Source organism: Lysinibacillus sp. UBA5990, assembly GCF_002429815.1.
Classification (GTDB): Bacteria; Bacillota; Bacilli; order Bacillales_A; family Planococcaceae; genus Lysinibacillus; species Lysinibacillus fusiformis.
The window spans coordinates 1,808,664-1,834,934 of the sequence record NZ_DJAY01000015.1; the positions used below are offsets into that span (position 1 = coordinate 1,808,664).

27 protein-coding genes are annotated in these 26,271 nt (G+C 37.5%); 5 read left to right on the top strand and 22 right to left on the bottom strand.

From position 1 onward, the window contains the following. Positions 1-12: 12 nt before the first annotated feature. Positions 13-843, bottom strand: a complete 831-nt coding sequence (locus B3D94_RS21660) for a CbrC family protein (RefSeq protein WP_069481767.1) — start codon at positions 841-843, stop codon at positions 13-15. Between the two features lie 29 nt (positions 844-872). After that, positions 873-1,181 (bottom strand): antibiotic biosynthesis monooxygenase family protein, encoded by a 309-nt coding sequence (locus B3D94_RS21665; RefSeq protein WP_069481768.1) that lies wholly within the window; start codon positions 1,179-1,181, stop codon positions 873-875. 86 nt (positions 1,182-1,267) lie between these two features. On the opposite strand from B3D94_RS21665, the gene B3D94_RS21670 reads away from it, so the two are divergent. Continuing rightward, positions 1,268-1,954, top strand: coding sequence for an ArsR/SmtB family transcription factor (locus B3D94_RS21670; RefSeq protein ID WP_291760445.1), 687 nt, complete (start codon positions 1,268-1,270; stop codon positions 1,952-1,954). Between the two features lie 34 nt (positions 1,955-1,988). Here the strand turns inward: B3D94_RS21670 and B3D94_RS21675 are convergent, their stop codons facing one another. The 4 genes from B3D94_RS21675 to B3D94_RS21690 form a co-directional block, all read right to left on the bottom strand. After that, positions 1,989-2,855: a DMT family transporter gene (locus tag B3D94_RS21675; protein ID WP_291760448.1), complete on the bottom strand. Its 867-nt coding sequence runs from the start codon at positions 2,853-2,855 to the stop codon at positions 1,989-1,991. Positions 2,856-3,003: 148 nt separating this feature from the next. After that, on the bottom strand, positions 3,004-3,942 hold the full coding sequence (locus B3D94_RS21680; RefSeq protein ID WP_291760451.1) for an alpha/beta fold hydrolase: 939 nt from the start codon (positions 3,940-3,942) through the stop codon (positions 3,004-3,006). A gap of 200 nt (positions 3,943-4,142) precedes the next feature. Continuing rightward, positions 4,143-5,501, bottom strand: coding sequence for a sensor histidine kinase (locus B3D94_RS21685; RefSeq protein WP_291760454.1), 1,359 nt, complete (start codon positions 5,499-5,501; stop codon positions 4,143-4,145). Further along, positions 5,498-6,172 (bottom strand): response regulator transcription factor, encoded by a 675-nt coding sequence (locus B3D94_RS21690; protein ID WP_291760457.1) that lies wholly within the window; start codon positions 6,170-6,172, stop codon positions 5,498-5,500. Before B3D94_RS21690 ends, B3D94_RS21685 begins: the two co-directional genes overlap by 4 nt. A gap of 207 nt (positions 6,173-6,379) precedes the next feature. Here B3D94_RS21690 and B3D94_RS21695 point away from each other — a divergent pair, with 207 nt between their 5' ends. Next, the gene (locus B3D94_RS21695; protein ID WP_291760460.1) at positions 6,380-7,261 is read left to right on the top strand and encodes a hypothetical protein; all 882 of its coding nucleotides are present in this window, start codon (positions 6,380-6,382) and stop codon (positions 7,259-7,261) included. A gap of 102 nt (positions 7,262-7,363) precedes the next feature. Here B3D94_RS21695 and B3D94_RS21700 read toward each other — a convergent pair whose 3' ends face one another. The 11 genes from B3D94_RS21700 to B3D94_RS21750 all read right to left on the bottom strand — a co-directional run bounded on the left by B3D94_RS21700 (position 7,364) and on the right by B3D94_RS21750 (position 17,335). Then, positions 7,364-8,152, bottom strand: a complete 789-nt coding sequence (locus tag B3D94_RS21700; RefSeq protein ID WP_069483376.1) for a lipid II flippase Amj family protein — start codon at positions 8,150-8,152, stop codon at positions 7,364-7,366. A 383-nt stretch (positions 8,153-8,535) separates the two neighbouring features. Next, a complete protein-coding gene (locus B3D94_RS21705; protein ID WP_069481775.1) occupies positions 8,536-8,988 on the bottom strand; it encodes a hypothetical protein in 453 nt (150 codons plus the stop codon). Positions 8,989-9,251: 263 nt separating this feature from the next. Further along, on the bottom strand, positions 9,252-10,517 hold the full coding sequence (locus B3D94_RS21710; protein WP_291760463.1) for an MFS transporter: 1,266 nt from the start codon (positions 10,515-10,517) through the stop codon (positions 9,252-9,254). A 70-nt stretch (positions 10,518-10,587) separates the two neighbouring features. Beyond that, positions 10,588-11,238, bottom strand: coding sequence for an ArsR/SmtB family transcription factor (locus tag B3D94_RS21715; protein WP_291760467.1), 651 nt, complete (start codon positions 11,236-11,238; stop codon positions 10,588-10,590). Positions 11,239-11,393: 155 nt separating this feature from the next. Then, on the bottom strand, positions 11,394-12,581 hold the full coding sequence (locus B3D94_RS21720; RefSeq protein WP_069481778.1) for an MFS transporter: 1,188 nt from the start codon (positions 12,579-12,581) through the stop codon (positions 11,394-11,396). Positions 12,582-12,805: 224 nt separating this feature from the next. Beyond that, complete coding sequence (locus tag B3D94_RS21725) at positions 12,806-13,675, bottom strand: metal ABC transporter permease (protein ID WP_069481779.1); 870 nt, start codon at positions 13,673-13,675, stop codon at positions 12,806-12,808. Further along, the gene (locus B3D94_RS21730; RefSeq protein WP_291760472.1) at positions 13,672-14,547 is read right to left on the bottom strand and encodes a metal ABC transporter permease; all 876 of its coding nucleotides are present in this window, start codon (positions 14,545-14,547) and stop codon (positions 13,672-13,674) included. The genes B3D94_RS21725 and B3D94_RS21730 overlap by 4 nt, the downstream gene beginning before the upstream one ends. Positions 14,548-14,556: 9 nt before the next feature. After that, entirely contained in the window at positions 14,557-15,285 is a 729-nt protein-coding gene (locus B3D94_RS21735) for a metal ABC transporter ATP-binding protein (protein WP_069481781.1), read from the bottom strand. A gap of 9 nt (positions 15,286-15,294) precedes the next feature. Further along, positions 15,295-16,209, bottom strand: coding sequence for a metal ABC transporter solute-binding protein, Zn/Mn family (locus B3D94_RS21740; RefSeq protein ID WP_291760476.1), 915 nt, complete (start codon positions 16,207-16,209; stop codon positions 15,295-15,297). Positions 16,210-16,373: 164 nt separating this feature from the next. Beyond that, the gene (locus B3D94_RS21745; RefSeq protein ID WP_175423046.1) at positions 16,374-16,529 is read right to left on the bottom strand and encodes a hypothetical protein; all 156 of its coding nucleotides are present in this window, start codon (positions 16,527-16,529) and stop codon (positions 16,374-16,376) included. A 197-nt stretch (positions 16,530-16,726) separates the two neighbouring features. Beyond that, positions 16,727-17,335, bottom strand: coding sequence for a TetR/AcrR family transcriptional regulator (locus B3D94_RS21750; protein WP_291760479.1), 609 nt, complete (start codon positions 17,333-17,335; stop codon positions 16,727-16,729). A gap of 161 nt (positions 17,336-17,496) precedes the next feature. Between B3D94_RS21750 and B3D94_RS21755 the strand changes: the two genes are divergently transcribed. Together B3D94_RS21755 and B3D94_RS21760 are read left to right on the top strand one after the other, a co-directional pair. After that, on the top strand, positions 17,497-18,234 hold the full coding sequence (locus B3D94_RS21755; protein ID WP_193832352.1) for an SDR family NAD(P)-dependent oxidoreductase: 738 nt from the start codon (positions 17,497-17,499) through the stop codon (positions 18,232-18,234). A 126-nt stretch (positions 18,235-18,360) separates the two neighbouring features. Further along, positions 18,361-19,389, top strand: coding sequence for an S-layer homology domain-containing protein (locus tag B3D94_RS21760; RefSeq protein ID WP_193832353.1), 1,029 nt, complete (start codon positions 18,361-18,363; stop codon positions 19,387-19,389). A 22-nt stretch (positions 19,390-19,411) separates the two neighbouring features. Here the strand turns inward: B3D94_RS21760 and B3D94_RS21765 are convergent, their stop codons facing one another. From B3D94_RS21765 to B3D94_RS21775, 3 genes are all read right to left on the bottom strand, one after another. Continuing rightward, the gene (locus B3D94_RS21765; RefSeq protein WP_291760485.1) at positions 19,412-20,311 is read right to left on the bottom strand and encodes a LysR family transcriptional regulator; all 900 of its coding nucleotides are present in this window, start codon (positions 20,309-20,311) and stop codon (positions 19,412-19,414) included. 177 nt (positions 20,312-20,488) lie between these two features. Beyond that, the gene (locus B3D94_RS21770; protein WP_291760489.1) at positions 20,489-21,028 is read right to left on the bottom strand and encodes a flavodoxin family protein; all 540 of its coding nucleotides are present in this window, start codon (positions 21,026-21,028) and stop codon (positions 20,489-20,491) included. A gap of 348 nt (positions 21,029-21,376) precedes the next feature. Continuing rightward, positions 21,377-21,955, bottom strand: a complete 579-nt coding sequence (locus tag B3D94_RS21775; RefSeq protein ID WP_291760492.1) for a TetR/AcrR family transcriptional regulator — start codon at positions 21,953-21,955, stop codon at positions 21,377-21,379. Between the two features lie 250 nt (positions 21,956-22,205). On the opposite strand from B3D94_RS21775, the gene B3D94_RS21780 reads away from it, so the two are divergent. After that, positions 22,206-23,399, top strand: coding sequence for an MFS transporter (locus B3D94_RS21780; protein WP_291760494.1), 1,194 nt, complete (start codon positions 22,206-22,208; stop codon positions 23,397-23,399). Between the two features lie 175 nt (positions 23,400-23,574). Here the strand turns inward: B3D94_RS21780 and B3D94_RS21785 are convergent, their stop codons facing one another. Then, the gene (locus B3D94_RS21785; RefSeq protein ID WP_069481790.1) at positions 23,575-24,717 is read right to left on the bottom strand and encodes an alpha/beta hydrolase; all 1,143 of its coding nucleotides are present in this window, start codon (positions 24,715-24,717) and stop codon (positions 23,575-23,577) included. A gap of 119 nt (positions 24,718-24,836) precedes the next feature. After that, a complete protein-coding gene (locus B3D94_RS21790) occupies positions 24,837-26,234 on the bottom strand; it encodes a right-handed parallel beta-helix repeat-containing protein (protein WP_291760499.1) in 1,398 nt (465 codons plus the stop codon). Between the last annotated feature and the right edge of the window lie 37 nt (positions 26,235-26,271).

Below are 26,271 nucleotides of genomic sequence, written 5' to 3' on the forward strand. Positions count from 1 at the left end.
ACCAAACAACCATTAGCTAAAATCTGAATAAAGCACATAGCGGTCACATTCCAGACATTGAAATAAATACCCCTGATGATGCCCATTGTTCATTAAGGAAGCAGAAAGCTCTTCTAGCGAAAAGCCCGTATAATTGTCAAACTGATCGTCTATGCCTAGCTCCACTATATCACTCCAACCAACATAGCCAATAAATGCACAATAATCTGAACAATGGGCTACCCAATTATTCCCTTGCCAGCTCACATAACCAGGCGTTCGATACAGCACTTCCTCTGCTAATGTAGGATTTGAAATATGTTCATCATGAATTAAATCTTGCTGGTAAGAACCATCATATTTTCGGGCGGCTTCTCCACTATGGATACAAGAAGGACAAAGATAATCAACATCCTCTATCGCGTAAATACCACCTGTATAATAGACATCCACTTCCTGTTGACAACAATCGCATACAACGATTTCATCTGTTTCAAAAATTTTCGATTCTAATGGCTTTGGTAAATACTTAAACGTAGGGATGAACGTTTGGATAGACCGTTGATCTCGTATCTTTTGTGGCATCAACGGAACCACCGAATTTGGTTGATTTATGTAGGTTTGTAGCGTTCCTAATTTTTTTCGATCTTTTTTATCATCACTATTCATAATAGCTGTAAATAGTCGATAAGCCTCTGGATACATCCTTAGTAAACAATAGACCTCGACTAGTATTCTCAATGCTTCTTGCGTTTGTGGCCCATTCTTTAATTGCTCTTTAAAAATATGCAACCGGTTAACCGTTATTGGTTGAGAAGGATTAAAATTATTTCTAAGCTCTTGCCATTCTTCAGCAATTGTCATCAAAATCTGCCTCCTTCGTTTCTCTAATTTTAATGTTTAAAAGAATACTCTTTCATAACTTGGCAAATTTCAACTTGATAATGAGTGTACCATTTTTCTTTTCCTAATTGCTGGGCCATTAAATGCTTGGCATTGGCTTTCCATGCTTGAATAGCCTCTAGCGATTCCCAATAGGATACGGTAATGCCCTTCCCCTCCTCCTCCCTTACACTTTCAACACGTAGGAAGCCAGGCTGTTGCTTGGCTAAATCATCTATTATTTCTGCCATCTTACCATAGCCCTCCCCATCATGTTCGGTTCTTTGTGAAGTAAAGATCACTGCATAATATGTTTCCATTTATTTCTCCCCCTCTATAACTCTTATTGTAAACGATAATGACTTTGACTAAAATCAAAATATAGTAAACGAAAGGATTGTGACATATGGGAATTAATCCAAATATGGCTGAAGTCGCAGCGCTCCTCGGTGAAACTTCAAGAGCTACCATACTCGCTAGTATGATGGACGGTCGTTTCCATACGGCTAGTGAACTAGCCTATATGGCCTCTATTAAACCTCAAACGGCTAGCTTTCATCTAGCTAAATTAGTAGAAGGAAAACTAATAAAAGTGGAAAAACAGGGTAGACACCGCTATTTTCAATTAGCTGACGAGGAAATTGCTCAATTTCTTGAATCCTTCCTAGCCATTTCACCTCCCCCTGAAATACGATCTTTAAAACAATCTAGCCAAATAAAATTATTGCAGGAGGCTCGAACTTGCTATGACCATCTGGCTGGTAAATTAGGTGTTCATTTGACAGAATCGATGATGCGAGCGGGCTATTTAAAATTAGAAGAAAAGCAGTTTGTTTTAACAGAAGAAGGCGCATTATTTTTCACATCATTTGGTATCGACTTACCTGCAGTAAAAAAGAAAAGAAGATCCTTCTCACACGCTTGTTTAGATTGGAGTGAACGTCGCTATCATTTGGCTGGTGCTCTTGGTAGTGAGCTATTCAATCATTTATTCCAGCTTGGCTGGCTTACTCGTGTCCCTTCTATTCGTGCCATTCAGGTGACGGAGAAAGGTAAAATTGGATTGAAAGACGTATTTCAAATAGAGATGTAAACAAGTATGGGACTTGAGGAAAAACGTTATGACCTCAAGTCTTTTTTCGACTAAACGTACGATTGACTAGGTAAATACCAGCTAGTATGAATAATCCCCCTCCCATGAAAGATGGTTGTAATGGTTCATCTAATAACAGCCAGCCTGTTAACACACCAAAAAAAGGCGCTAAAAACAAATAGGCACTTGTTTTCCCAGGGTCACTATTTTGCAGTAAATAATACCAGCCTGCAAATTGGATGATGGAGGAAAAGAGGCTAAGCCATAATAAAATCAGCAATGAAGATTGATTGACTATAAAAAAAGGTTGTTCTAATAATGTACTCGCTAGCAAAAGAAACAAGCCCCCAAACAGCATTTGATAGGCTGATAGAACCCAAGTATCAAATAACGCACCCCATTCTTTCGCTAATAATGTGGCAATAGCCCAAAAAACAGCCGATAAAAATCCAAATAGAAGCCCTATTTTCCATTCAACCTGAGCACCCATCGTGATGATCACACCGATTAAACCAAGAAAAACACCTATCCATTGATGAAAATCGTAACGTGCTTTAGTAAAAAGGGTGGCAAATATGACAACAAGTAGTGGGTTTGTAAATGTTAAAATAGAGGACTCACTTGCTGTAATGGTACGTAGGCTTAGAAATATACACCCCATTACTCCCGCCGTTTGAAATCCGCCAACGATTAATAGCTTACCCCACTCTTTCCATGTAGTTGGATGCGGTCTTTTCAAGAGGATAACGATGATAGCCATGATGATTCCTGCCAGTATAAATCGCAGGGCAGCCAATAATAAAGGGGATGAATAAGGGTACCCTAATTTTACGACGGCGAAAGATGAACCCATTAAAAAGGTTGTTACTACTAATAAAGCTATAAATTGATAGTTTTTCATACAACATACTCCTTAGCTGTTTTTTAATCACTCTATAAGGATTATATACAGGCAATGATTCAACATTTATCGAAGTATGGATTACATCTAGTATTGAAACATAAAAAATCTTACCTCCATCATGCATAGAGGTAAGACGCTTTAACGATTAATGATCCATAAATTTTTTCAGGTTTTCAGCGATTTCTCGTGATTTTGTATGATGCAAGTAATGATTTCCATCCATAGTGATGACTTTGCCATGTACTGAATTTTCAACCTGCTCCTCATGGAGTGGTATCCAGTTTTTCTCAATCCCTCCGCTGTTTGCTTGAACAAATAACAATAGAGGTAAATCTTTAGGGAATGTAAGATTTTCTGCTTCTTTAAATTTTTGATATATACCCTTCAGTTCATTGGATGTACTTGTATTATAAAAGTTTTTAAGGGTAATCATCCTAATTTGCTCTTTTGTTTCATCATCATAAGGTAATCCAGCATATGGGTCAGTTCCTGATAATTTTAGAGCTACTCGAGCAATGCCTGATTTTTTCAGAAACTGTAACGACTTAATTGGGAATTCCGTATCCATACCACCCTGAGTAGGAACACTGCTATCAATTCCGATAAATGCAGTTACCTCATCCGGATATTTATTAACATAATCGAGTCCATAGATCCCTGCTATCGAATGTCCCATTAACATATACTTGTCAATTTTTAATGTCTGTAGCGCTTCATGAATCTCACTAACTATATTCTCTGTGCTGCGCTCTTTCTTAGTATCATCGCTTAGCCCATAGCCAAAAGGCTCTACAGAAACTACCTTATAATGTGGAGCTAGTTCCTCAATCAGTGGCTTAAAATCAAGCGTTGGCGCTGCTGTTCCGAAGCCTGGTAGTAAGACAATGGTTTCTGTCCCCTTCCCTTGAATAGTAATATTCATATTTTCTCCATCAACAGCAATGAGTTGACCATAGGGCTCTATTTTACCTTGTTCAATTTTGTTGCAAATAATGTTAACTGTAAAAACAATAGCGAGTAGTAGCACTCCAATTGCACCTATAATCGCTATCGATTTCAATAAGATTCTAGTAAATTTTTTCATATTTAACGCACGAGGGGGTTCACCTTTACTCGTGCCTCCCTCCTTTACACTGTTGATAACGGCTATAAGGTAGCTGTTATCAACAGTGTAAAGGACGAAGATGTCTTCCCCATGAAGGTAATATGAACGCAATATGAACAATAAAAAAATGTTACGATATCCTATGTAAATAACTACATAGGTATCATAACATTTATCTTTTAATTGGCTGTGATTGGCAATGTAATAATAAATGTCGTTCCTTGTCCAAGCTCACTCTCCACCCAAACGTCCCCTTTGTGCAAGGAAACGATTTGTTTCACAATAGCAAGTCCCATCCCACTTCCCTCATATTTTCTACTGTGGGAACGATCCGCCTTAAAAAATCGCTCGAATACTCGCTTCTGATCCTCTTGAGAAATGCCAATGCCCGTATCTGTTATACGAACTAACACATGATGAGCCTCTTGAGACATGCTAATATTTATCGTGTCGCCATCCTTTGAAAATTTAATACTATTCGTAAGAAGATTTGTCCATACCTGATTTAATTGATCATAATCTGCCATGATATAAATCGACTGCAACTGGAGGTTAAAGTGGATGTTTTTAGCCATCCATTGTGGCTGGATCGCGACGATTACACGTCTAATTTGTTCGTCTAGACTCAACGACACAAGTTGCATCGGCGGTGCCTTGGATTCAAGTAAACTTAGTTTTAGTAGGCTATCACTCATTTTAGACATTCGTTGAGCTTCAGCCATAATAATATCAAGATAACGGTTTTTTTCCTCATCCGTTAAGTCTACTTGCTTTAGTGCCAGAGCATAGCCAGATATCGAGGTAAGTGGTGACTGTACCTCATGGGACACGTTCGAGACGAACTCTTTCCTCATTTGCTCTAATTGCTGCAAATCGTAAGCCATTTCTTCAAAGCTTCTGGCCAAAACACCTAATTCTCCTGATTGCTTAATGTTGAGCTCGACATTGAAATCTCCACCTGCTATATGTCTCGTGGCTTTTGTTAATTTTTTTATCGGTCTCACTAAAAACATAGCTGCTATTAGAAATACTATACTACCTATGACTAGCGCATATGTTGAAAAATTTAAAATTAATGTGAGCGCAAAAGAGACAGAGGATTCAGCTTTTGGTTCGATAAACATCGCTTTGGTTCCTTTGTCAGTTGTTAAAGGCATACCGACAAGTCCTGAGGAAACGCTCGGATTCACTTGCACAACTTTACCATCCAACACGTCTCGAATCTGCTTCTTAGTCACGTCAACCAATTTATCGCTTTGAGCGTCTCCATAAGCCTTAATCCCCCCTGCTTCATCATAAACATAGACATCATACGATTTAAGTTGATTCATTTGGCTTAGTAAATGGTCTGCCTCCTGAAAAGGCATTGTGTCAAATATTAAGACAATGTCTTGTCCAAAATTCAGCAAGGGGATTTGTAAGTACTCATTCAATCTATCTTTAAATATCCATGTGGCTACGAAGAAGGAAACGACTGTACCTCCAATGACCGCAACAAGAAATGTCAACACAACACGTGTATATAAAGATTTGATCATTCATCAACCTCTAGCCTGTAGCCGAGACCTCGTATCGTCTCAATATGAAAATCAGCTATCATCGCGAAGCGTTCACGCAAGCGCTTTATATGTACATCAATTGTTCGATTATCGCCAGCATAATCTATTCCCCAAATTTGATCAATCAGCTGTTCACGTGTATAAACCTGTCCAGGTGTTTGGGCTAGCTTGTATAATAATTCGAACTCTTTAAGTGGCAACGTAATCGAATTCGTTCCCGTCAAAATTTTATAGGTCTGACGGTCAAGTGTAATAGCACCAAGCTTAATGGTTTGCGAGTAGCCAATCCTGTAGCGCTTTAATAAAGCCTTTACACGTACCGTCAATTCTAAAGGATCGAATGGCTTGGTCAAATAATCATCTATACCGAGCTCAAAGCCTTTGACTTTTTCCCACGTTTCCCCTCTTGCCGTCAGCATGAGTAATGGGATTTCAGCATTCGCTCTCCGGAGCTCCTTACATAAAGTCCAACCATCCATCGTTGGCATCATAATATCAAGCACTACGAGATCAACAGGTGTTGAGTGATAGATGGATAATGCTTCCTTACCATCTTCGGCTTCCACTGTTGTGAACCCTTCCTTGCGCAGAAACAGGCATACAAGTTCGCGAATATTCGCATCGTCGTCAGCAACAAGTATAGTCGTCATACATCCGTTCCCTCTTTTCCAATGTAAAATTCAACCCTATTATACTATAAATGAACTTCACTTCTCGCCTACATGATTCACCTTTCTTAGAGAAACCCTTCCGTTAAGAAAAAGAATCCTTTTTCCTTATTTATATTTTACAGAAAATGAAACTTTTGGGTTTTAGGTTCGTATTAATTAGAAAATACTGATTTTTCTGGAGGTCATATGATTAAAATTAGAGGCTTTTCCCTTATCTTTATATGCTTATTAGCAGCCTGCTCTCAGGAGAATGTAGTTCCTAAAGAGCAACTACAAGAAGAAAAAATGGATGAAAATATCGTGGTAACAACAGATGGTAAACTTACTTTTAAAATTATGAATAACATCGATGCTCCCAAAGAAACTGTGGATACGATAAAAGGTGAAATCCAAAAGGCTTATGATGATATTATGCAATCCATCCATACATCATATGTTCCATCTGAGCAAATAACAGTATTTCTAAATGGGGAAGATACTGAATCATGGGGTTTAGCATCGAGAATAGAATTAGCTATCAGTCAAGAAGGTTATTATCCACTTGTTCATGAAATGACACATTCCTTACTTGGTTATGGGGGCAATTTTGATACTGATCATGGTTATTTTACACAAGAGGGTTATGCGGTCTATATGGACGAACAATTTAGTAAAAGTGAATATGATATCGAAAAGTATATGAAGTATTTTATGGATTCAGATAAATTAATTCCCATTAGCAAATTGATTGATCCAAATCAAGACGATGCCTATTTTCGCCCCAATCTTACAAATCTAAATGAGTTGAATACCCTTAGATGGATGAGTTATACTCACGCAGCTTCATTTGTTAACTATTTAATTGATACCTATGGACTCGAAAAATTTGAAAAGATATACGATAAGAAGGACTTGGCAAATAAAATAGAAGAAGTATACGGAAAAGGTGTTCATGAAATTGAAATGGATTGGTTAGCCTTTATTAACAATCAACCAGGGTTTACCTATGAAGAAAAGTTTAAATTGCCTGATTTCTATGATACTAATACAATTATTCTCCAGCTTGATCCTACATATTTTGAAAAGTAGTAAAGAGACCTACGTTCAGCACAAAAAATCTAAGTTCGGACCATACCGGACTTAGATCTTTCCTTGTTGCCTATAAGTAGCATTCCATCCCCTCAACTTCAATTAGGCAATTAGCTTCGCAAACCATGCCACATAATGAGCTCCAGGGATGAATAATAACTGTGCCACAATCGTTCCTAAAAATCTTGAAAACATCATCATGACCGAGGCTCTTTTTAAATCTAAATAGCTTCCCCTTTTATTAATTACATCATCGGCCAAAATGGAGATTTTTGGGTCGATGAATAATATTAATAGAATGGTCGCTATGCCATTAATTAAACCAGATGCCATAACGGCAGTTGTTTTTAATTCCGGTACTAATAAAGTTGCATACAGAGCAGATAAAACGCCGATGGTATAGATTGCCGTAATGACTATATTGGTAATAAATAATTGTAGAGGGATATCTCGTAATCCAATACCTTTTAAATAAGTAAAGCGAGGCTTATGAATATGCTTCAAGCCACGTCTTACATATTCATACGTAAAGCCTTTTTTCAGTAATGCTGGGATGGAACCCCTTTCCTCAGCCAAATGGACGATAGCTCTTGAAAAAATGGCTACGAAAGTTGGGATGAGTAAGATTCCTATGAGTGTTCCAAGAGATGCCGCTCCAATAATTATTCGAAACTGCTGTTCTACATGTGTCAAGGCATCGTCCACAGGTGCAGCATCGACCAAACTACCAGTAAATGGTTGTTGCATCATATTAGCGAGCCGTGAAACCATGACCATTACATTAAAAAGAGCTAAAGCAGATGCTAGTAATCTGACACGCGCTCCAGATAAACGTACCGCATAGGCAAGCGTTTCAATGGCATGAATGATTAAAATAAACAAGGCAATCATTATCAATTTATTTGTTATTAAATCCACACTGTGTACCTACTCTTTGCTTTCTAACGATTTTACATACTGACGCAAAACAATCAAAATAGTTCCGATAGAAAAATCTTACCCTAAAAATGCAAGGGGAAGAATTTTTATCTATGTTAATTTTTGTCGTCGCTGATTTATTAGTAATTTTAATAGTTCTTCCTGGGTTATATTGTTTGTCTGCAACGTTGAACCATTTACGCCAAGATATGCATTTGATTTCAACTAGGCCATATGGAATCAATAGCATCTTTATTTATAAAACTTCTTCATAACTCCTTTATCCGCCACTATTCAGTTGGTAAGTGTACGACAAAAAAGCCGCCATTATTGACGACTCTTTCTATAATTGAAATTTATTCACTATATATTAATTTCAGATCAAATGAATAGCGAGCAGTTGGGTCATTTTGCGTAGAGTCGTGACCAATTACATTAAAGTAAACTTTCTCACCTGGACGCAAAATAATGTCAACTTTGTCTGTTTCTCCTGCTCCATTATCTGTAGCCAGCATCAACATATCTTGTTCCCCATTAGCCTTATAAGTAAGGAAAAAGAAGTCATAATTGAGTCCTGATGGCGATTCCAGTATAGGACGAAGAACAAGACTTTTACCAGTGTCATTAAAGTAATAAGTCCATTCTGAATCAAAGGAGTTCTCAATAGTGGACCCATATCCGTAACCTGGCGGGATTAATACTGCAGTACTTTGAGTATCTCCCCATCCAATCTCAGCAAAAGCAGATTGCGAAACAGTCATAAGACCAGTAGAAACAAAAAGGATAAAAAATACCTTTTTCAACTTCATATGTATTCCACCTCTCTATATTTTATATCGGCCGATTAATATAATAATACCATTATTGTAAAATATTAGTATACAATACAATAGCTTTATATTAATTGTTATTTTATGTAAATATAATAGTTATAATATCGAGTTTTAATACGATTGATAATAAAAAAGCCGCCTATTGGCGACTTATTTTGTTAAGAGGTAACTTTTCGGAATATATTTCGGTTCAACTACTATATATAGACGTTTAACTACAAGATTTATTACAGGTTAACTCAAGCTCTTCTAGACCAAATAACTACGGGAATGAGCAGTAACGACAATAGCCCCCCTGCCAAGGATAATGCCGCATAACTAGCATTCGCTACGACCATTCCTGAAAGAGCACCACCAGATGCCCCTGCCAATGCCACAAAAACATCCATTTTCCCTTGTGTTTTGGCGCGTGTAGACGGCTCGGTCGCATCCACGATTTGTGCGGTACCACTAATTAAACCGAAGTTCCAGCCTAACCCCAGTAAAGAAAGTGCTACTATCAATAAAACCATCGAATCGCTTGGAGCGAATGCCGCTAATAAACCCGCTAGTAACAACGTAACACCGGCGGCAATACTCATGGCTGTTCGTCCAACTTTATCAACAAGAATACCTGTTACAAGCGATGGTAGATACATAGCACCTACATGAAATCCAATAACAATGCCTACTTCCGATAAACCATGACCATGATGTTTCATATGTACAGGTGTCATCGTCATAATCGCTACCATGACAATTTGTGTTAAAACCATCACGGTTGCCCCTACCGCTAAGCCACGTTTATTCCCTGTTGGATGTGTGGAATGTACTTGATGTTCTTGAGCATATTTTTGCTTATGTGCCTCTATTCCTTTAGCAATTTCTAAGGGATCCGGACGCAGCATCACAAATAGAACAAGTCCTGCTACTATAAAAGCGGCAGCAGATAATAGAAAAGGACCAGCAAGCGCGGGAATACCAATCGATAGCGCCACTTTTCCCATCAATTCTACTAAATTAGGACCTAAAACTGCGCCGAATGTTGTCATAAGCATAGTCGTACTAATTGCTGTAGCACGTTGTTTGTCATTCGCTAAGTCTGTGCCCGCGTAACGTGCCTGTAAATTGGTTGCAGTTCCTGCTCCATAGATTAATAGAGATATAAACAGCATAATAACACTATTAAATATCGCAGCCATGACGACTCCAATGGCTCCTAGCCCCCCAACAATAAAACCAGTGGATAACCCTGTTCGACGGCCATGACGTTGTGATAATTTACCAACAATGAAAGCTGCCCCAGCTGACCCTAACGTAAATAATGCAGATGGTATTCCTGCATAAGCATCAGTTCCAAGCATTTGTTGGGCTAATAAAGCGCCTACCGTAATACCAGCCGCTAGTCCTGCTCCCCCAAATATTTGAGAAAGGCTTACTACTAGTAGTACACGCCTATATAAGCTTTTTAGTTTTTCTGGTGACTCTATATATGATTCTATCGTAACTTCCACTTTTCCAGACATTCTTTACCTCCTCTTTCTAATTTGCACAAGATTTTATTTGCCCCTATCTTTCGCTCCAACTAGCTATCCGTTATTCTCCAGTCATCCTCTGCCAATCTAAAACCCCCTCTTCTAGCCGGAAAGCCTTGATCCCTTTTGCCTTCAACATTTTTACAGCTTCGGCTGACATTAAACAATAAGGTCCTCTGCAGTAAGCTACAATGTCAACATGAGTGGGTAATGTAGCTAATTGATCCTCTAACTCTTCAATAGGCATAGAAACGGCACCTGGAATATGTGCTTGTTCAAACTCTTCTTTTGGTCGAACATCGAGTAATAGCACTTCTCCCTTATCCATCCGTGTTACGAGATCCGAAAGCGTTAATCCCTCTATGCCAAGATGCTCATTAAAAAATTCTTCTTTTATTTGTTGAACCTGAATCAATTGCTTTTCAGAGAGTGCATGTAATGTCGTTAAAAATTTAGCAATCACTTCATCTGCTAATTCGTAAATGACAAAATTACCTTCCTTTGAAAACTTTACTAATCTGGCATTAAATAGTGTCTTTAAATGCTGAGACACATTAGCAACGGACATATCTGTGCTTTTGGCTAATGCATCAACAGACTTTGGACCTTGAGATAGAATATCAAGTATTTCTAATCGTTTAGGACTTGATAAACTTTTACCAATTCTAGCGAACTCTTGATATAACAAATCCTTTAAATGTCGCTCATGCAATTTTGAATACCACCCTTCAACTATTCAATTAATTTATTGAATAGTTGAATCTTAATGCTTTATTTTACCATTGTCAATTACTTAATGTTACGAAGAAAACTATTGTTTAAGCACAAAAAAAGAACACGTTTTAAAAACATGTTCTATCGATAGAACTAGAGGGCATGCATAACGACTTTTTTCTTCTTAGAATACAATAAAAAGGTTGTCGTTAAGCTTAAACTGATAATGCCGAACACAAGTCCCATTCCACTTAAGCCAATTAAATCTAGCATCATACCTGTAGACAATAGCACGACCTGAAAGACGACCGAATCGATCATATTTCGGAAAGAGAAAAAACGCCCATGGAATTGTTTTGGAACCTGTTTCTGAAAAATAACCATCGTCGTTGGGAAGAAACAGCCTACTGTAAAGCCAAATATCCCAAAAGCTACTAAAGCAAAAAGTTTGATATCTGCTAGTAACAGCAAGAGCTCCATAGACCCAATAATAAATGCCAATGTAAAGAGGAGCGTGCCCATTTGTACTCGATCAGCAATTATTTTTAAGCCTGCAGCACCTAGCATAAAGCCGATGCCTTCCACTGTATACAACAAACCTGAAATCGTTGTAGATTGATGCATTTCCGAGATTTTCATAATGACTAAATTAAAAGAGCCTAAAAATAACGTTGGAATTAACATAAGAACCAATGTCATTAGCACCATTGGATGATCTTTCACCATCGGTAATACCTCTTTAAAGTTCCCTTTTTCTTTATTTGTTACTGTTGCATTCGTCGCTTCATCTAATTGCAATAAACTAGTAATAACAAACATGACGATATAAACGATAAATGAAATGATATATAACCACTTTAATTCAAAAAAGCTTAGCATAAATCCTGCTGCGGCTGTGCCGATGATTCTAGAAATAGTTCTAGCGTTCATTTGCCAGGCATTCAGCGTAATTAAGTCTTGCTCCTTTGCAATCATTGGAATAATCGATTGCAATGCAGGCATATAAAAGGCAGCTGCTATTTGCAATGTAATTAAAAATAAAATCATCCATACGACCGAATTTGTATAAAGAGCGATAAACATAAATAAAACACTCACTATTCGCCCAATACTCGCCATTTGTACAACCGTTTTTTTCTTCGATTGATCAATAATGCGACCAGCCATAGGCCCTACGACCAAGCCCGCTAAAATACCACAAGAAATAATTAATGATTTGTGAAAGTCTGAAGGTACTACCTCTTGCATAAAGGCGAGATTTCCAATAATACCAGCCCACAAGCCTAGACCTACGACAAATTCACCTAATAAAATAATCCATACATTTCGATTTCGCCACATGCTGTTCTCCTCGTTGTTCTTCCAATGTCATAAAACCTATCGTAACAAAATTTTAAATATTCGTACATAGCGATATAAAAATATTGCTAGTTTCTATGCCACTCCACCCAATTCAATCTTTTTTTAAGAGTATACTATTTTTCCTATAAAGAATACTCATCCAAAAGTTTGAATTATACAAGCAAAAAACAACGTTTGATGAAAGTATCAAACGTTGTTTTTTATTAAGATAGTTCTAGTTTATGCACAAGCGCTTTTCTTTTACGCTCGATTATTTTTTGACTAATTAATGTAATGATAAATAGTAAGCCTACAATTGTAGCCATCATCCCTGCTATAGAGGTATCCCATAGCTTCGCTAAATAATAGCCAATGACAGAAGCACCAGCACCAAAGAGCATGCTGTAGATAAACATTTGCTTAATCGTCTTACTAATTAAATAAGAAGTTGCCGCCGGTCCAATTAACATGGCAACGACTAAAATGGCTCCTACGCTATCAAAGGCTGCAACCGTTGTAAATGAAATAGAGGTCATAAATCCATAGTGGAGAAAGACTACGGGTATACCAATTGTTGCGGCATAGACAGGGTCAAAGGTTGCAAGCTTCATTTCCTTAAAGAATAGTAGCAAAAATACAATATTGATGACTAATACAAGTAAAAGCATCCACACAGCCTTAGGCATTGCTAGACCTAAAATCGTCCATCGATCCCATGGGACGAAAGCAATCTCTCCCATTAAGACATGTTCTACATCCAAATGGACATTACTTGCAAATAATGTAATTAACAGCACACCCGCCGCGAACAAGGATGTAAATACCACCCCTATCGCTGCATCCTCTTGAATACCAGAAGAATGTAATAATTGTACGAGATAAGCAGTTAAAATACCCGCGACTGCTGCACCTATTAGCATCCAAAAGCCATTCAATGATTGGGTAATGATATAGGCCATCACAATACCAAACAGTACAGTATGACTAATGGCATCGGCTATCATAGACATTTTACGCAAAATAAGAAAAACGCCTGCAATCCCACATGTTACACCCACTAATAAGCCCGTTAATACAACCCAAAATTCTATCATCCTATATCACCCTGCTTTCGAAATTGCATTTTTCTACGATATTTATTAATTTGACCAGCAGGACTTATAAAATAGGAGATAAAGAATATACCTGCCGCCACTAGAACGATAATTGGACCGGTTGATAATCCTGTTCGAATCGCGCTTATAAAAGTACCTGTAACACCTGAGATACCTCCAATCGTTGCACTCAAAAGGAGCATCGTACTCAATTTTTTCGTCCATAATTTGGCGCTAGCAGCAGGAATAATTAATAGAGCCGACATTAAAATTACGCCTACAGCTTGGATACCTGTAACAATCGTCATGACAATTAACACTGTTAGGGTGGCCTTTAAAGCCTCAATCGGTAAGCCAATTCCTTTTGCATAAACAGGATCAAAGATGAGTAATTTCCATTCCTTATAAAAGAAAAGACTAACTAAAATAATTATGGCTGCACTGATGAACAGCCACATTAAATCCGCTTTTGTCATCGTTGCCGCTTTACCAAAAATAAAGTTATTAAGACCACTCTGGTTTCCAATTGGACTTCTGTTAACAACAGTTAAAAACACAACGCCGATGCCAAAAAATACGGTCAGTACTAATCCAATAGCTGCATCCGCCTTCAACTTTGAAAAAGATACAATCCATTGTATACAATACACAGATAAAGCAGATGTAATACCCGCTCCGAGCATTAAAATTGGTAATTCCTTTTGCCCTGTGAGGAGGAATGCGAGCGCGATGCCTGGTAATGCTGCATGTGCCGCAGCATCTCCCACTAAGCTTTGTTTTTGCAAGAAGGAGAAGGTACCTGTTATGCCTGCAGCTATACCGAGTAACATAGTGCCACTAAGTACCCACAATAAGTTACCACTTATCATCATGAACCCTCCCTATGCATGCTGCATCATGAATAGTTTACCACCATATGTTTTTTGCAATTGTTCTGGTGTAAAAACATCTTCTGTTGCACCTGATGCTAATATCGTTTTGTTTAGTAGAATTGTATAATCAAAATATTCTTTGACCGTTTGAAGATCGTGATGCACGACAAAAATACTTTTTCCCTGAGCCTTTAATTCTTTTAAAATATCAATGATCGTTTTTTCTGTTGCAGCATCTACGCCAGCAAATGGTTCATCTAAGAAATAAATATCTGCATTTTGTGCTAGAGCTCTTGCTAGGAATACACGCTGCTGTTGTCCACCCGAAAGCTGTCCTATAGAACGATCTGCAAAGTCCAGCATCCCTACACTTGCTAATGCTTGCCGAGCAACTAGTTTATCCTGTTTCGTCGGTCTTTTAAATAAACCTGTATGGCCATATCTCCCCATTAACACAACATCGAGAGCATTTGTCGGGAAATCCCAATCAACGGCATTTCGCTGTGGTACATACCCGACTACTAAACTTTTTGGCTCAAAGATTTTGCCTAAAATTTCTACTTTTCCAACTTTATTAGGAAGTTGGTTTAATATAGCCTTTAAAAACGTTGATTTCCCGGCACCATTTGGCCCGATAATCGCAGCTAGATGACCTTTAGGAACCGTCACACAGGCATTTTCCAATACTGTTTTCTTATCATAAGCTACTGAAAGATTTTCCACTGTTAATGCATCCATTTTATCCACCTACTTTAATGCATCGACAATTGTGTCGATGTTATATTGATACATCCCTATATACGTACCTTCTGTCGTGCCTTCCGCACCCATTGCATCCGAAAATAGTTCTCCGCCAATCACAATGTCATGTCCCTTTTCTTTAGCCCCTTCTATAACCGCCTTCATCGCTTTATCAGATACACTAGACTCGATAAAAATGGCCTTGATTTTATGAGCGACTAAGAAATCAACCATTTCCTGAACGTCTTTGACTCCGTACTCTGAATCCGTACTTAACCCTTGTAACCCACGCACTTCAAAGCCTTGACTTCGACCAAAATAATTAAAAGCGTCATGGGCAGTTACTAAAATCCTTTGCGGCTGTGGAATTTCTTCGACTCGTTTTTTTGCATAGCTTTGTAAATCATCCAGCTTTTTTAAGTAAGACATTTCATTTTGTTGAAAATCCTCTTTGAATTCTGGGTATTCTTCTTGGAGTTGCAAACTGATTGCTTGGACAACTCCCTTCCAAAGCTCAATATCGAACCAGATATGAGGATCATGTAGCATGGCATCACTATCACTAGCAAGTAATTGCTTAGTATCTAATGTTTCCCCAACAGCTAACACGGTTTTATCTTTTCCCATTTGTTCAAAAATGTCGAGCATCTGTCCTTCTAAATGTAAACCATTGTAAAAAATAACTTCGGCCTTATCCAATTTCGATAAATCGCTTTGGGTAGCCTTGTATAAATGGGGGTCTACCCCTGGTCCCATTAATGCTGATACTTGTAAATGATCGCCACTAATTTCTTTTATTGCATCTGCAATTTGTCCTGTCGTGGCGACAACGATTCCCTTTTTTTCTCCCTCTGCTTCAGTTGAACAACCGAATAACAGAAGTGAGAGTGATAGTACGAATACACCTAACCATTGTTTCATTGACTTACCTCTACTTTCATTTTATTAGCTATTGCTTGAAAAAAAGCAGTCATGATGCACCATAAAGGGGGTGGCGGACATGCCTTATTAAATCTTTCGGATACGCCCGCCTTGTCAGACTTGCATCATTAATGGCATCGCTCTTTCTCATACAGCCACTTTATTTATATAATTTTCCGAATAAACTGGCGCCAGCTCATCCAGAAAAGGATTAATATTATGCCCGCTCCTACAGACTCTGTAAGTTTCCAAAGAATTGTAAGAATTAATAAAACAACCATTGGAAGAATCGTCAGCTTGAAATCACCTAACTCTTTCATTCACGCACTCTTCTTTCTTTAGAGATATTTTGTTTCCCTTAGGAAAAATATATGCTTAATACAAAAATAATTCAACCATTTTATGAAAATTTCTTTAAAAAAATTTTTTTCTAGAGGAAAATTTACTTTCGCCCAAACAAAAAATCTCTAATGCTATGATTAGAGATTTTTTATAAAATAGTGATATTAAATACGGGTCAATCGTTGACTCCCAGTGGTTTTCCTATATATTCAAATGCATAAATATGCGTTCGAGTCAATTCAATGACGTCTTTTATTAAAGCTTCTTCTGATTTTTCATAGCCGCTTGCAATCCATTGCATCATTAATCCGTAAAAGCCATAAGAGGTATAATGTTTAAACATATCCATATTCACTGGTTGATTGTTTATGGTCTCAAAGTTAAATTGCTCTTGATAAATTTTCGTAATCGTCAAAGGCATGCGCGTATGCAATCCAGGAATCGTATCTTCAACATTTAATAGCTCAAAAAATGTACGATTCTTATAAATGTAATGAATAATATTAAATGAAGGAGCTTTGAGCTTCGTTGTATACACTCTTTCCCCAAAAAGGTATGGTTCACCTACTGCTTCTTCTAGTCCATTTAACATCTGCTCTAGCAAATTTTCCGCTAGCTCAAATTTATCCTGAAAATGCACATAAAAGGTACTACGATTATAGCCTGCTTGTTCTACAATATCCTTTACTGTAATTGCCTGAAATCCTTGTTTTTTAATTAAATCCACTAAAGTGCTATAAAAATAACGACGGGTTCTTTCTTGCCTTTGTGTCCATTTTGTCACTATTTCTTCCTCCCCTTTTAGACATTTTACATAGATATGTCTACTAGTTAGACACTTGCCCTAACATTAATGATTGTTTCCGTTGTATAGAGTTTTACAATAAAAGTACACCGTGATCGACGCAGTGTGCAAGAAAATTTACTTTTAAGGGAGTGTCATATATGGGGAAATTACAAGATAAAGTCGCAATTATTACAGGTGGTGCTTCTGGAATTGGAGCAGCAACTGCTGAATTATTTGTAGCAGAAGGTGCTAAAGTGGTACTTGTGGATCTTAATGAAGAAAAAGGTCAAGCATTTGCAGCCCAACTGCAGGCAGGCGGAGCAGAGGCTATCTTTATTAAAGCGAATGTAACAGATGAAAATGAAGTAGCCGCTATTTATCATACAACACTAGAGACATTTGGCAAGGTCGATGTTCTATTTAATAATGCAGGAATTGGACGAGTAACGCCAACCGAGGAGTTACCTTATGCAGAATGGCGTCAAACAGTAAATGTGGATTTAGATGGTGTATTTTTAATGGCACAGGCAGCCATTAAGGAAATGCTAAAAGCGAATGGTGGGACAATTGTCAATACTGCCTCCATGTATGGATGGGTTGGTTCACCAGGTTCTGCAGCCTATAATGCAGCGAAAGGTGGCGTTATCAACTTAACACGTTCACTAGCACTAGAGTTTGCTACGCGCGGTATCCGTGTCAATGCCCTTTGCCCTGGTTTTATTGATACACCGATTATTCCTGAAGAGAGCAAAGAGCCATTACGTCAAGTAACACCCATGCAACGTTTAGGTCAACCAGAGGAAATGGCAAAAGCCGTTTTATTCATGGCCAGCGATGATTCTACATTTATGACAGGCAACACATTAACAGTGGATGGTGGTTATACTGCCCAATAAATAACACTAAATAATCGCTTTCTCTGTAGAGGGTAGCGATTATTTTTTTATTGAGAAAAATTTGCAGTTTTTATCCATTTCCTGCAAACTATTAACATATCGAGCAGGAAAGGATGAAGATGACAAATGAAAAAATTAATAGGTATATTATTATTTTCCATTCTTATCGTAGGTAGTGCAAGCAATGTACAAGCTGCTGGTTTTAAAGATGTGTCAGAGGATCATTATGCCTATGAAGCTATCTTATGGGCAGAAGAATATGATATTGTGAATGGTTTTGCAGATGGTACATTTAAACCGAATGCTACCATTACCGAACAGCAATTAGCTAAACTTTTAGCTATCTTTTACGAGCTTGAATCTCCCATCGATGAATTAAAAAAACAGACCCCTTCTGCCATCTGGTCGGATGAATTTTATAACCAGCTTGCTAGCTATGGTGTCCCTTTAAACGGCTATTTCGATAATCGGCTACGAGCTGCTACCGTGAAGCGTGGTGTCGTTGCACAGGCTATTACTCATTTAGCTAGTGGCAAAAAAGGATTAGATTCATCTATTCAATTTTTACTTGATTACTATATTTCATCTGGGCAAAATCCACAGTATGAAGACCGTAATTTACAAAAGTTTTATGGTGTGACCAACAATATGACACGTGCACAAGTTGTGACAATGCTGTATCGCATGGATGAACGAAATTTTTATGAAATTTCAGGGGATGCACAAGCTATTCATGACAATGCCAACAAATTATCGTTAAATACACGTGCTAAAAATGCCCAAAATCAGCTCGATAAATCATTGCAACAAACTACACCTAGCAAGAGTGCTTGGGAAGGCGTTTATACGTATTATTATAAATGGGGTAAAGGAACAAATGACTTTAACCGTCGAGATGCTATCATTTCAAACGCCACAAACAATAGCTTTTCTATTGCTTTAACTGCGAATGATGGGACAGCTACAGGAAAAGTCAACGGAACTGCCACGATAACAAGTTCAAATAAGGCATTAATGAATAAGTCCTCAAACGGCAATCGCTGTGTCGTCGAGCTAGAGCGATTAACGAATAATGCGCTGAAAGTTACGGAAGTGGATTGTCGTGCAGAGCGTAGTGAAGGCACCAATTATTCTGGTACGCTAAAACAACAATAGTACACAAGAGAGTCTGATTCGATCAGGCTCTTTTTTGAGCACCCCAAATTTTATATTGCTCCTTGGCTATGGCAATAAAATCCAGAAGGCAAGGCTGCATATGCTTATCTTTATGCCAAGCAATGTCTGTAAAAATTGGTGCTAAGCTGATTGTCGAGCGAATTTCCTCTAATTGTCCATTTGCTAATTCCTTTTCTACGACCATTCTTGGTAAAAATGTAATACCTAAACCAGCTATCACACATTGCTTAATCGCTTCTATGCTCCCAAACTCTATCATTTGTAGCGGCATACTATTTTCCTGCTGTAGCTGTGCTTCTAAATGATTGCGATAGGAGCACCCTGTTTCTGTTAGTAGCATGGTTTCAGTTGAAAGATGAGAAGCGACGAGAGGCTCCCTTCTATCTTTCGAGGTACTCACAAAAATAAGCTGTTCTTCGAGTAAACGCTCTCGATGTAGCATCGCTGTTTCCTGATACGTATCTGTTATAAAGGCCACATCTAACTTACCTGATTGCAATAACTCCTTGGCAATCGCAGTCGTATGCACAGGCTTAAATATAATTTTCACATGGGGATGCGCCTGTTGAAATTGCTGTAAAATGCTTGGCAGTCGATAAACACATTGACTTTCCTGTGCCCCTACTTTTAACACCACTTGTTCTTGTTTATTGGACATTGCTTTTTTCATTTCACGATCTAGCTCTAACATTTTTTCGGCATATTGTTGTAAACGCTTGCCTTCCTCTGTTAATATGATCCGCTTCCCAAGCCTCTCAAAAAGTATAACCCCTAACTCTTGTTCCAATGTTTTAATCTGCGCAGTAATACTTGATTGAGCATAGTCTAGACGCTGTGCCGTTTGTGTAAAGCTTAATGTTTCTGCTGCAGTTAAAAATGTTTGAAGCTGCTTTATATCCATTTACGCACCTCTCTTAATCAACTTTTCCGATACATTTTTATAAATCATTCACTTTTATTGCTAGTAAATCCAGTTTACACTAGCTTAGCAAAAGTGAACAACCTATCAACCAAACGAGGTCCATTAAACAGAAAAGGATTTGGAAGCTTTATCGTCCAAATCCCTTTTAATCTCATGCTATTGTAGTTCTTTTCTAAGACATTCAGCTGCTGACATCGCTTTTAAATCTTGAACTATATCTCCGGGTTTATTTCCTTCTCCTAAAATATATCCTTCAAATGATGTCCCCATAAAATCAAAGATATGTTGAAACTGCTGGATCATTGGTAACCCTTTTATATAGGGCATATCACCACCAACTGCAATGACATACGCTTTTTTAGAAGACATGTTGTCCTTGAAATTGGGGTAATTTGAATCTCTTAAAGTTTGTGACCATCGATCAATAAAGTTTTTCATCGCCCCTGTCATGCTATACCAATAAATAGGTGTAGAAAATAATAGAATATCATGTGGAAGTATACGTTCAATGATGGAATTATAATCATCATTGACTTCAGAAAAGCCCTCCTCTGTATGGCGGTTATCTATTATAGGTTGAATTGAATAATCCTTTAGATAAATTTCTTCAACTTTTAAATCTTGTGTTACTAATTTTGTTAAAGTTTCTACGTTCCCATTCGGACGATTTCCACCATAAATAACGGCTATCGACATGTTGCTGATCCCCTCTTCCTTAAAGTTTTCTAGTATTGTTCCCGAATAGTTTTATCTTATAATGATTTTACAAATCGATAAAGATGATTATTTCGATAAAATGAATCGAAAAAACCGATTTTATATAAGAGGAAAGCAGATGTCTTTGGATAGGTTTTATTTTTGTTATATCGCCCAGGGGGAGAATTATCATTTTTAAAATCAGAAAAAACGTTAATTAATATCCCACAAAGATATTAAAAGCATCTTTTACATTTATCCTTGTCAAATAAAAAACCAGGTACTCACTATTATCATAAGGCCTGGTCATTTATTTAATGCGATGATTCGATTAAACCTATTTTACAATTAGGTAGTACGAATTCCTTCGAAAGCATTTAATATTAATTGTTGGACATATGGTTCATCTAATGTGTCACCAGTCACAAGTAATCGATAGAAGATCGGACCATAAATTAAATCAATACATATATCAATATCGATACTTTTTTTCAATTCACCGCGTTGAATCCCTTTTTCCAAAAGACTCCTTGCTTCAAGTCGGCGGGGATGGAAATATCGAGCACGATAGGCATCTGCCAATCCTGAATCAAACTGTCCTTCCCCCAATAACTGCGTAATTACAGTCCCCTCGCGACTCGTCAAAAACATGGTTAAATTTGTGGCGTGAGTTAGAATATCATTGTACGCCGAACCAGTATCAGGCACCGGCAATCTTTCAGAGGCAGCATAAAGGAAACCATCCATAACTACTGCAGCTTTGTTTGGCCACCATTTATAAATAGTTGCTTTACTAACTTGGGCGTATTCTGCGATTTTATCAACCGTAACAGCTTGAAATCCATTTTCCAACAATAAATCATAGGATGCGGAGAGGATTGATTTTTGTGCTTCTAAATTACGAGGTCTGCCTCTTTTTCCATTCATTATAAATACCACCTTTCTTCAGAAATTAATAAACTGTTTGTTCAGTATATCAATTTTATAAAAAAACAGAAAGTTGAAATTCCTTATTTACAAAACTGAACGTTCAGTATATCATATAATTAATTATTTTATATACTGAACGTTTAGTATATAAAATAAAAATAATTGACTAACTATGGAGGGAAACTACTCGACTTTTTAAATTATTAACTGTAAAACATTCTATTTCTCGTACAAGGAGTTGGATAAAATGACTGCTATAAAGAAACAAATAATCGAAAACAACATTCCTTCGTGGTTAACCATTCTTTTGGCTGCCGCATGCGGTATCATTGTAGCTAATTTATATTATGCTCAGCCTTTAGTTGGGGTAATCAGCTCATCAATGGGGTTGTCTCCAAATAGTTCTGGCTTAATCGTTACGTTAACGCAAATCGGTTACGTAGTCGGTTTGCTATTTATCGTTCCGTTAGGAGATATTCTTGAAAATCGGAAGCTGATTATCTCATCTTTACTTATTACGTCACTCGCCCTTGCAATTACAGCAATGACCAAACAAATTTTGTTGTTCTTAGTCGCTTTGTTTGTCATAGGTTTAGGTTCGGTAGCTACGCAAGTACTCGTACCTTTTGCTTCATATCTTTCTTCTGATTCTTCACGTGGCCGTGTTGTCGGCAATGTCATGAGTGGTTTGTTACTTGGAATCATGCTCTCACGTCCTTTGTCGAGTTTAGTCGCTGAGTTTCTTGGCTGGCATGCGATATTCATTTTGTCTGCCATAACTATTATGATTTTGGCTATTGTACTTTCAAAGGTGTTACCTACAAGAAAGCCTTCAACGGATACACGCTATATAGCTCTACTCGGTTCTATGTGGCATTTGTTACGAACAACACCGATATTACGGCGTCGGGCTGCATATCATGCAGGTGTATTTGCATCTTTTAGTTTGTTTTGGACAACAGTTCCACAACTGTTAACTAGCCCTGCCTTTCATTTTTCTCAGAAAGATGTTGCGTTATTCGCGCTTGTTGGAGTCGCTGGTGCAGTAGCTGCGCCTATTGCAGGACGAATTGCTGATCTTGGCTTGACTAGACCTGCAACAGGAATAGCACTTCTTACAGTTGTCATTTCTCTTTTATTGCCGCTTCTTATTCAAACTAGCTCAACTATTGGAATAGCTGTTCTCGTAGTTTCATCCTTATTGTTGGATGCTGGAGTATCCGCAAATCTTGTGCTCAGCCAACGTGCACTTTTCTCGTTGAGTCCCGAAGTTCGTAGTCGTCTGAATGGGCTATTTATGGCTATTTTCTTTTTTGGTGGTGCAATTGGCTCAGGGATTGGGGGATGGGCCTTCGCACTAGGTGGATGGGGTACTGCATTATGGATCGGAATAATCCCACCTATACTTTCCATACTTTATTTTGCCACAGAGAAGAAGTAATTCTAAAAAATTTTAAAGAACCTCTTATCATTACTTAAAGAAAAAGAAGCGAATTCGGAATTATTATCTTCCAAATTCGCTTTATTCTTAATCATCCAAACTAATAGATTTTCATTTCTATTTATGATAAATAAACAAAAACGCTTTTCCATTCTTGGTATTTTTTAGTATGGTTTCACTTTTCATTCTCTTTTTTCAACTCTTCTTTCAAAGACACATTAGAAGAGTCGAAAGCTTTTTTTACCCATTCAAGATATTCCCTCATATAGTGTTGCTGCTTAAAGCCATGATTCTGACCTTCTGCTACAATTACAGTGACATCCGCATCTGCAGTTCGTGCGGACTGAATATATTCCTGAGGGCCTTTTACCCCAACAGCTGAGTCCTTCGTTCCATAAGCAATAAATTGAGGGATATGAGCAGTTCTGAAATGCTTCGATAAATCGGTCTTATGCAAAAGCTCTTCACGTTCTTCTGGATTCCTAACAACTTTATCATCAAAAGAAGCAAAGAGCATTGGGACATTATAGCGGTACGTCAATGCAGGGTAAATCATGGCTGCAGTTGCTACTTGGTCATCAACTGCATCGATAGCATCTAGCTGATAATTTTTTGGTAGCATTTTTTCCCCCTGAACGAGATTAATAAAACTCCCTGTTTGAAAACCACCTGCACTAAAGCCTATCAATCCAATTTTATTAGGATGTATACCATAATCATTTGCATGATAACGTAAGTAACGGACAGCACGTTGCACATCTAATTGAGGAATGGGCCATTCATAGGGATTGGAACGGTAGTGTAGAACAAACGCATTGATACCTGCCTTATTTAATGATTCAGCAACATCTTTTCCTTCAGTAGTTCCGCCATCCATTTCCTTAAAGCCATACCCCCCACCTGGGATGACAATGACAGCACTATCACTGTTTGACACCGTATAAGGAATCAAATATGGCTCATCCTCATAGGTAGACTTTTCATAGCCTCCCTCCATTTCATGGACATATGTAAACGTATCAATGGAAGCCTCATTATCTTCATAGTCTTCTCCTACAATATTGCCGATAAATTTAAATGTAGCCAGCAGTCTATTAGGATTACCTTTAATATTCATATCGTCTAGCTTACTTCCAGAATGATTACCTGCAACTTCTTCTCCCCAAATTTCAACCTTTCGTTCAATATCCGCAACTGGTTTACCTGGTTTATTGCCAAAGGGATTAATCTCAAGAAAAGCATAACCAAACCCTATAATCAAAACCAATATAACTAGCAATATTCCCACAAACTTGGCTGTTTTCTTCATTATTTTCATAATCATTAACCTCCGTAAGTAGTGAAAAAAGTTTGACACACTTCCACAAAATTACCTTTAGTTTAACAAATGGTTTTTCGATAACTCGATTGTCTTTTTAGCTTTAGCCTTCCTATTTTTTACTTCACTATATGTTCCGCAGGTGAATCCTTTTCAAGTCTAAAATCATATTTGTCCATGTTTTTATATTGAGGATCTAGGTAACTAGATGTCGCATCACTATTGGAAGCATTTGTAAACTTTTTAAACGAGTCATACTCCTTATCCTTCCATATCCAAATACCATTCTCCCCTTTTTCTTTATGAAACACATTCCTCTTCAATTTGTTTTTTTTATTACTAGTAAAATAGTTGGCTATAAATATTCGAGAAGATCCAGCTGTTAGTATATTTTTTTCTATTACATTATTTTGAGTATCATACTGTAATAAAAGCTGTCCTCCATTTAATTCCATCGTATCATTACGGTAAATAATATTGTGAGAGATGATCGAATTTTTCGTCCCTCCTCTTTCTTCATCATACCCACCAATCGATATTCCTGTAAAAAAATTATTATATACTGTATTATTTAGTACCTTTATATTATCCGCATACTTATTTGCATGTTCAGATGTTACTTCAATTCCTATATCATTCTTATAAAGAGTATTGTTCTCAATCGTTATATTCTTTCCACCATCGACATATATTCCCCCAGCAGAATAATTCTCGCCATATGCTGGATTACCATAAGAGGAAATTTCATAAACTTGATTATTTTTTACAACACCGTTTCGTACATAGTCCATTTTTTTATCATTTGAAATTCCTTCAAACCCAATCAGATCAATTCCGATATTATTGCTCCGACGGACTACATTATTTTCAATTTTAAATCCATCAATGTTTCCATTCAGGACCAGTGATTCACTTGCACCTAACATTAAATCTTCCACTGTATTACCTACAATATTTATATCTCTCATTGAACCTGTTCCGTAGACAGCGATGCCATGCCCATTTCCATCCTCAGCAAAAGTTTTTATCCTTTTCACATGATTATTCGCTACGGTAATATGGCTACTGGAGCCTGTTACATAGATTCCCATTACTGTTTCATCTAGTTGTTCTGTCGTTAAATCCTGGATAGTGAATCCACTAATGGTAATGTAATTTTTATTCTTTATCGTTATAAGAGTTGCATCATCGTCAGTATTTTCCATCGATTCTCCACTAAGAATAACTTCTTCATTTTCATACGCCTTGAAAATAACGGGGTTTAATTTTGTACCACTATGTATAACAGAAAGCTTTTCCTTATAAATGCCTTTCCGTATCAATACGGTTGTCCCTGCTTCCGCTTCTAATGCCGCCTTTTTTAGTGTTCGGTATGGGCTTAATTTTGTACCATTATTGGAATCATCTCCATTGCTGTCTACAAATATTGTCCTATCCTGTTTTGTTTCTGTATCATTCGTCGTTAAAACGATTACCACAGCAGCTATAATCAAAAAAAGTAAAATCCATTTTTTCATATAATCTTCCTTTTCACGATAATTTCTAAATTTTTTT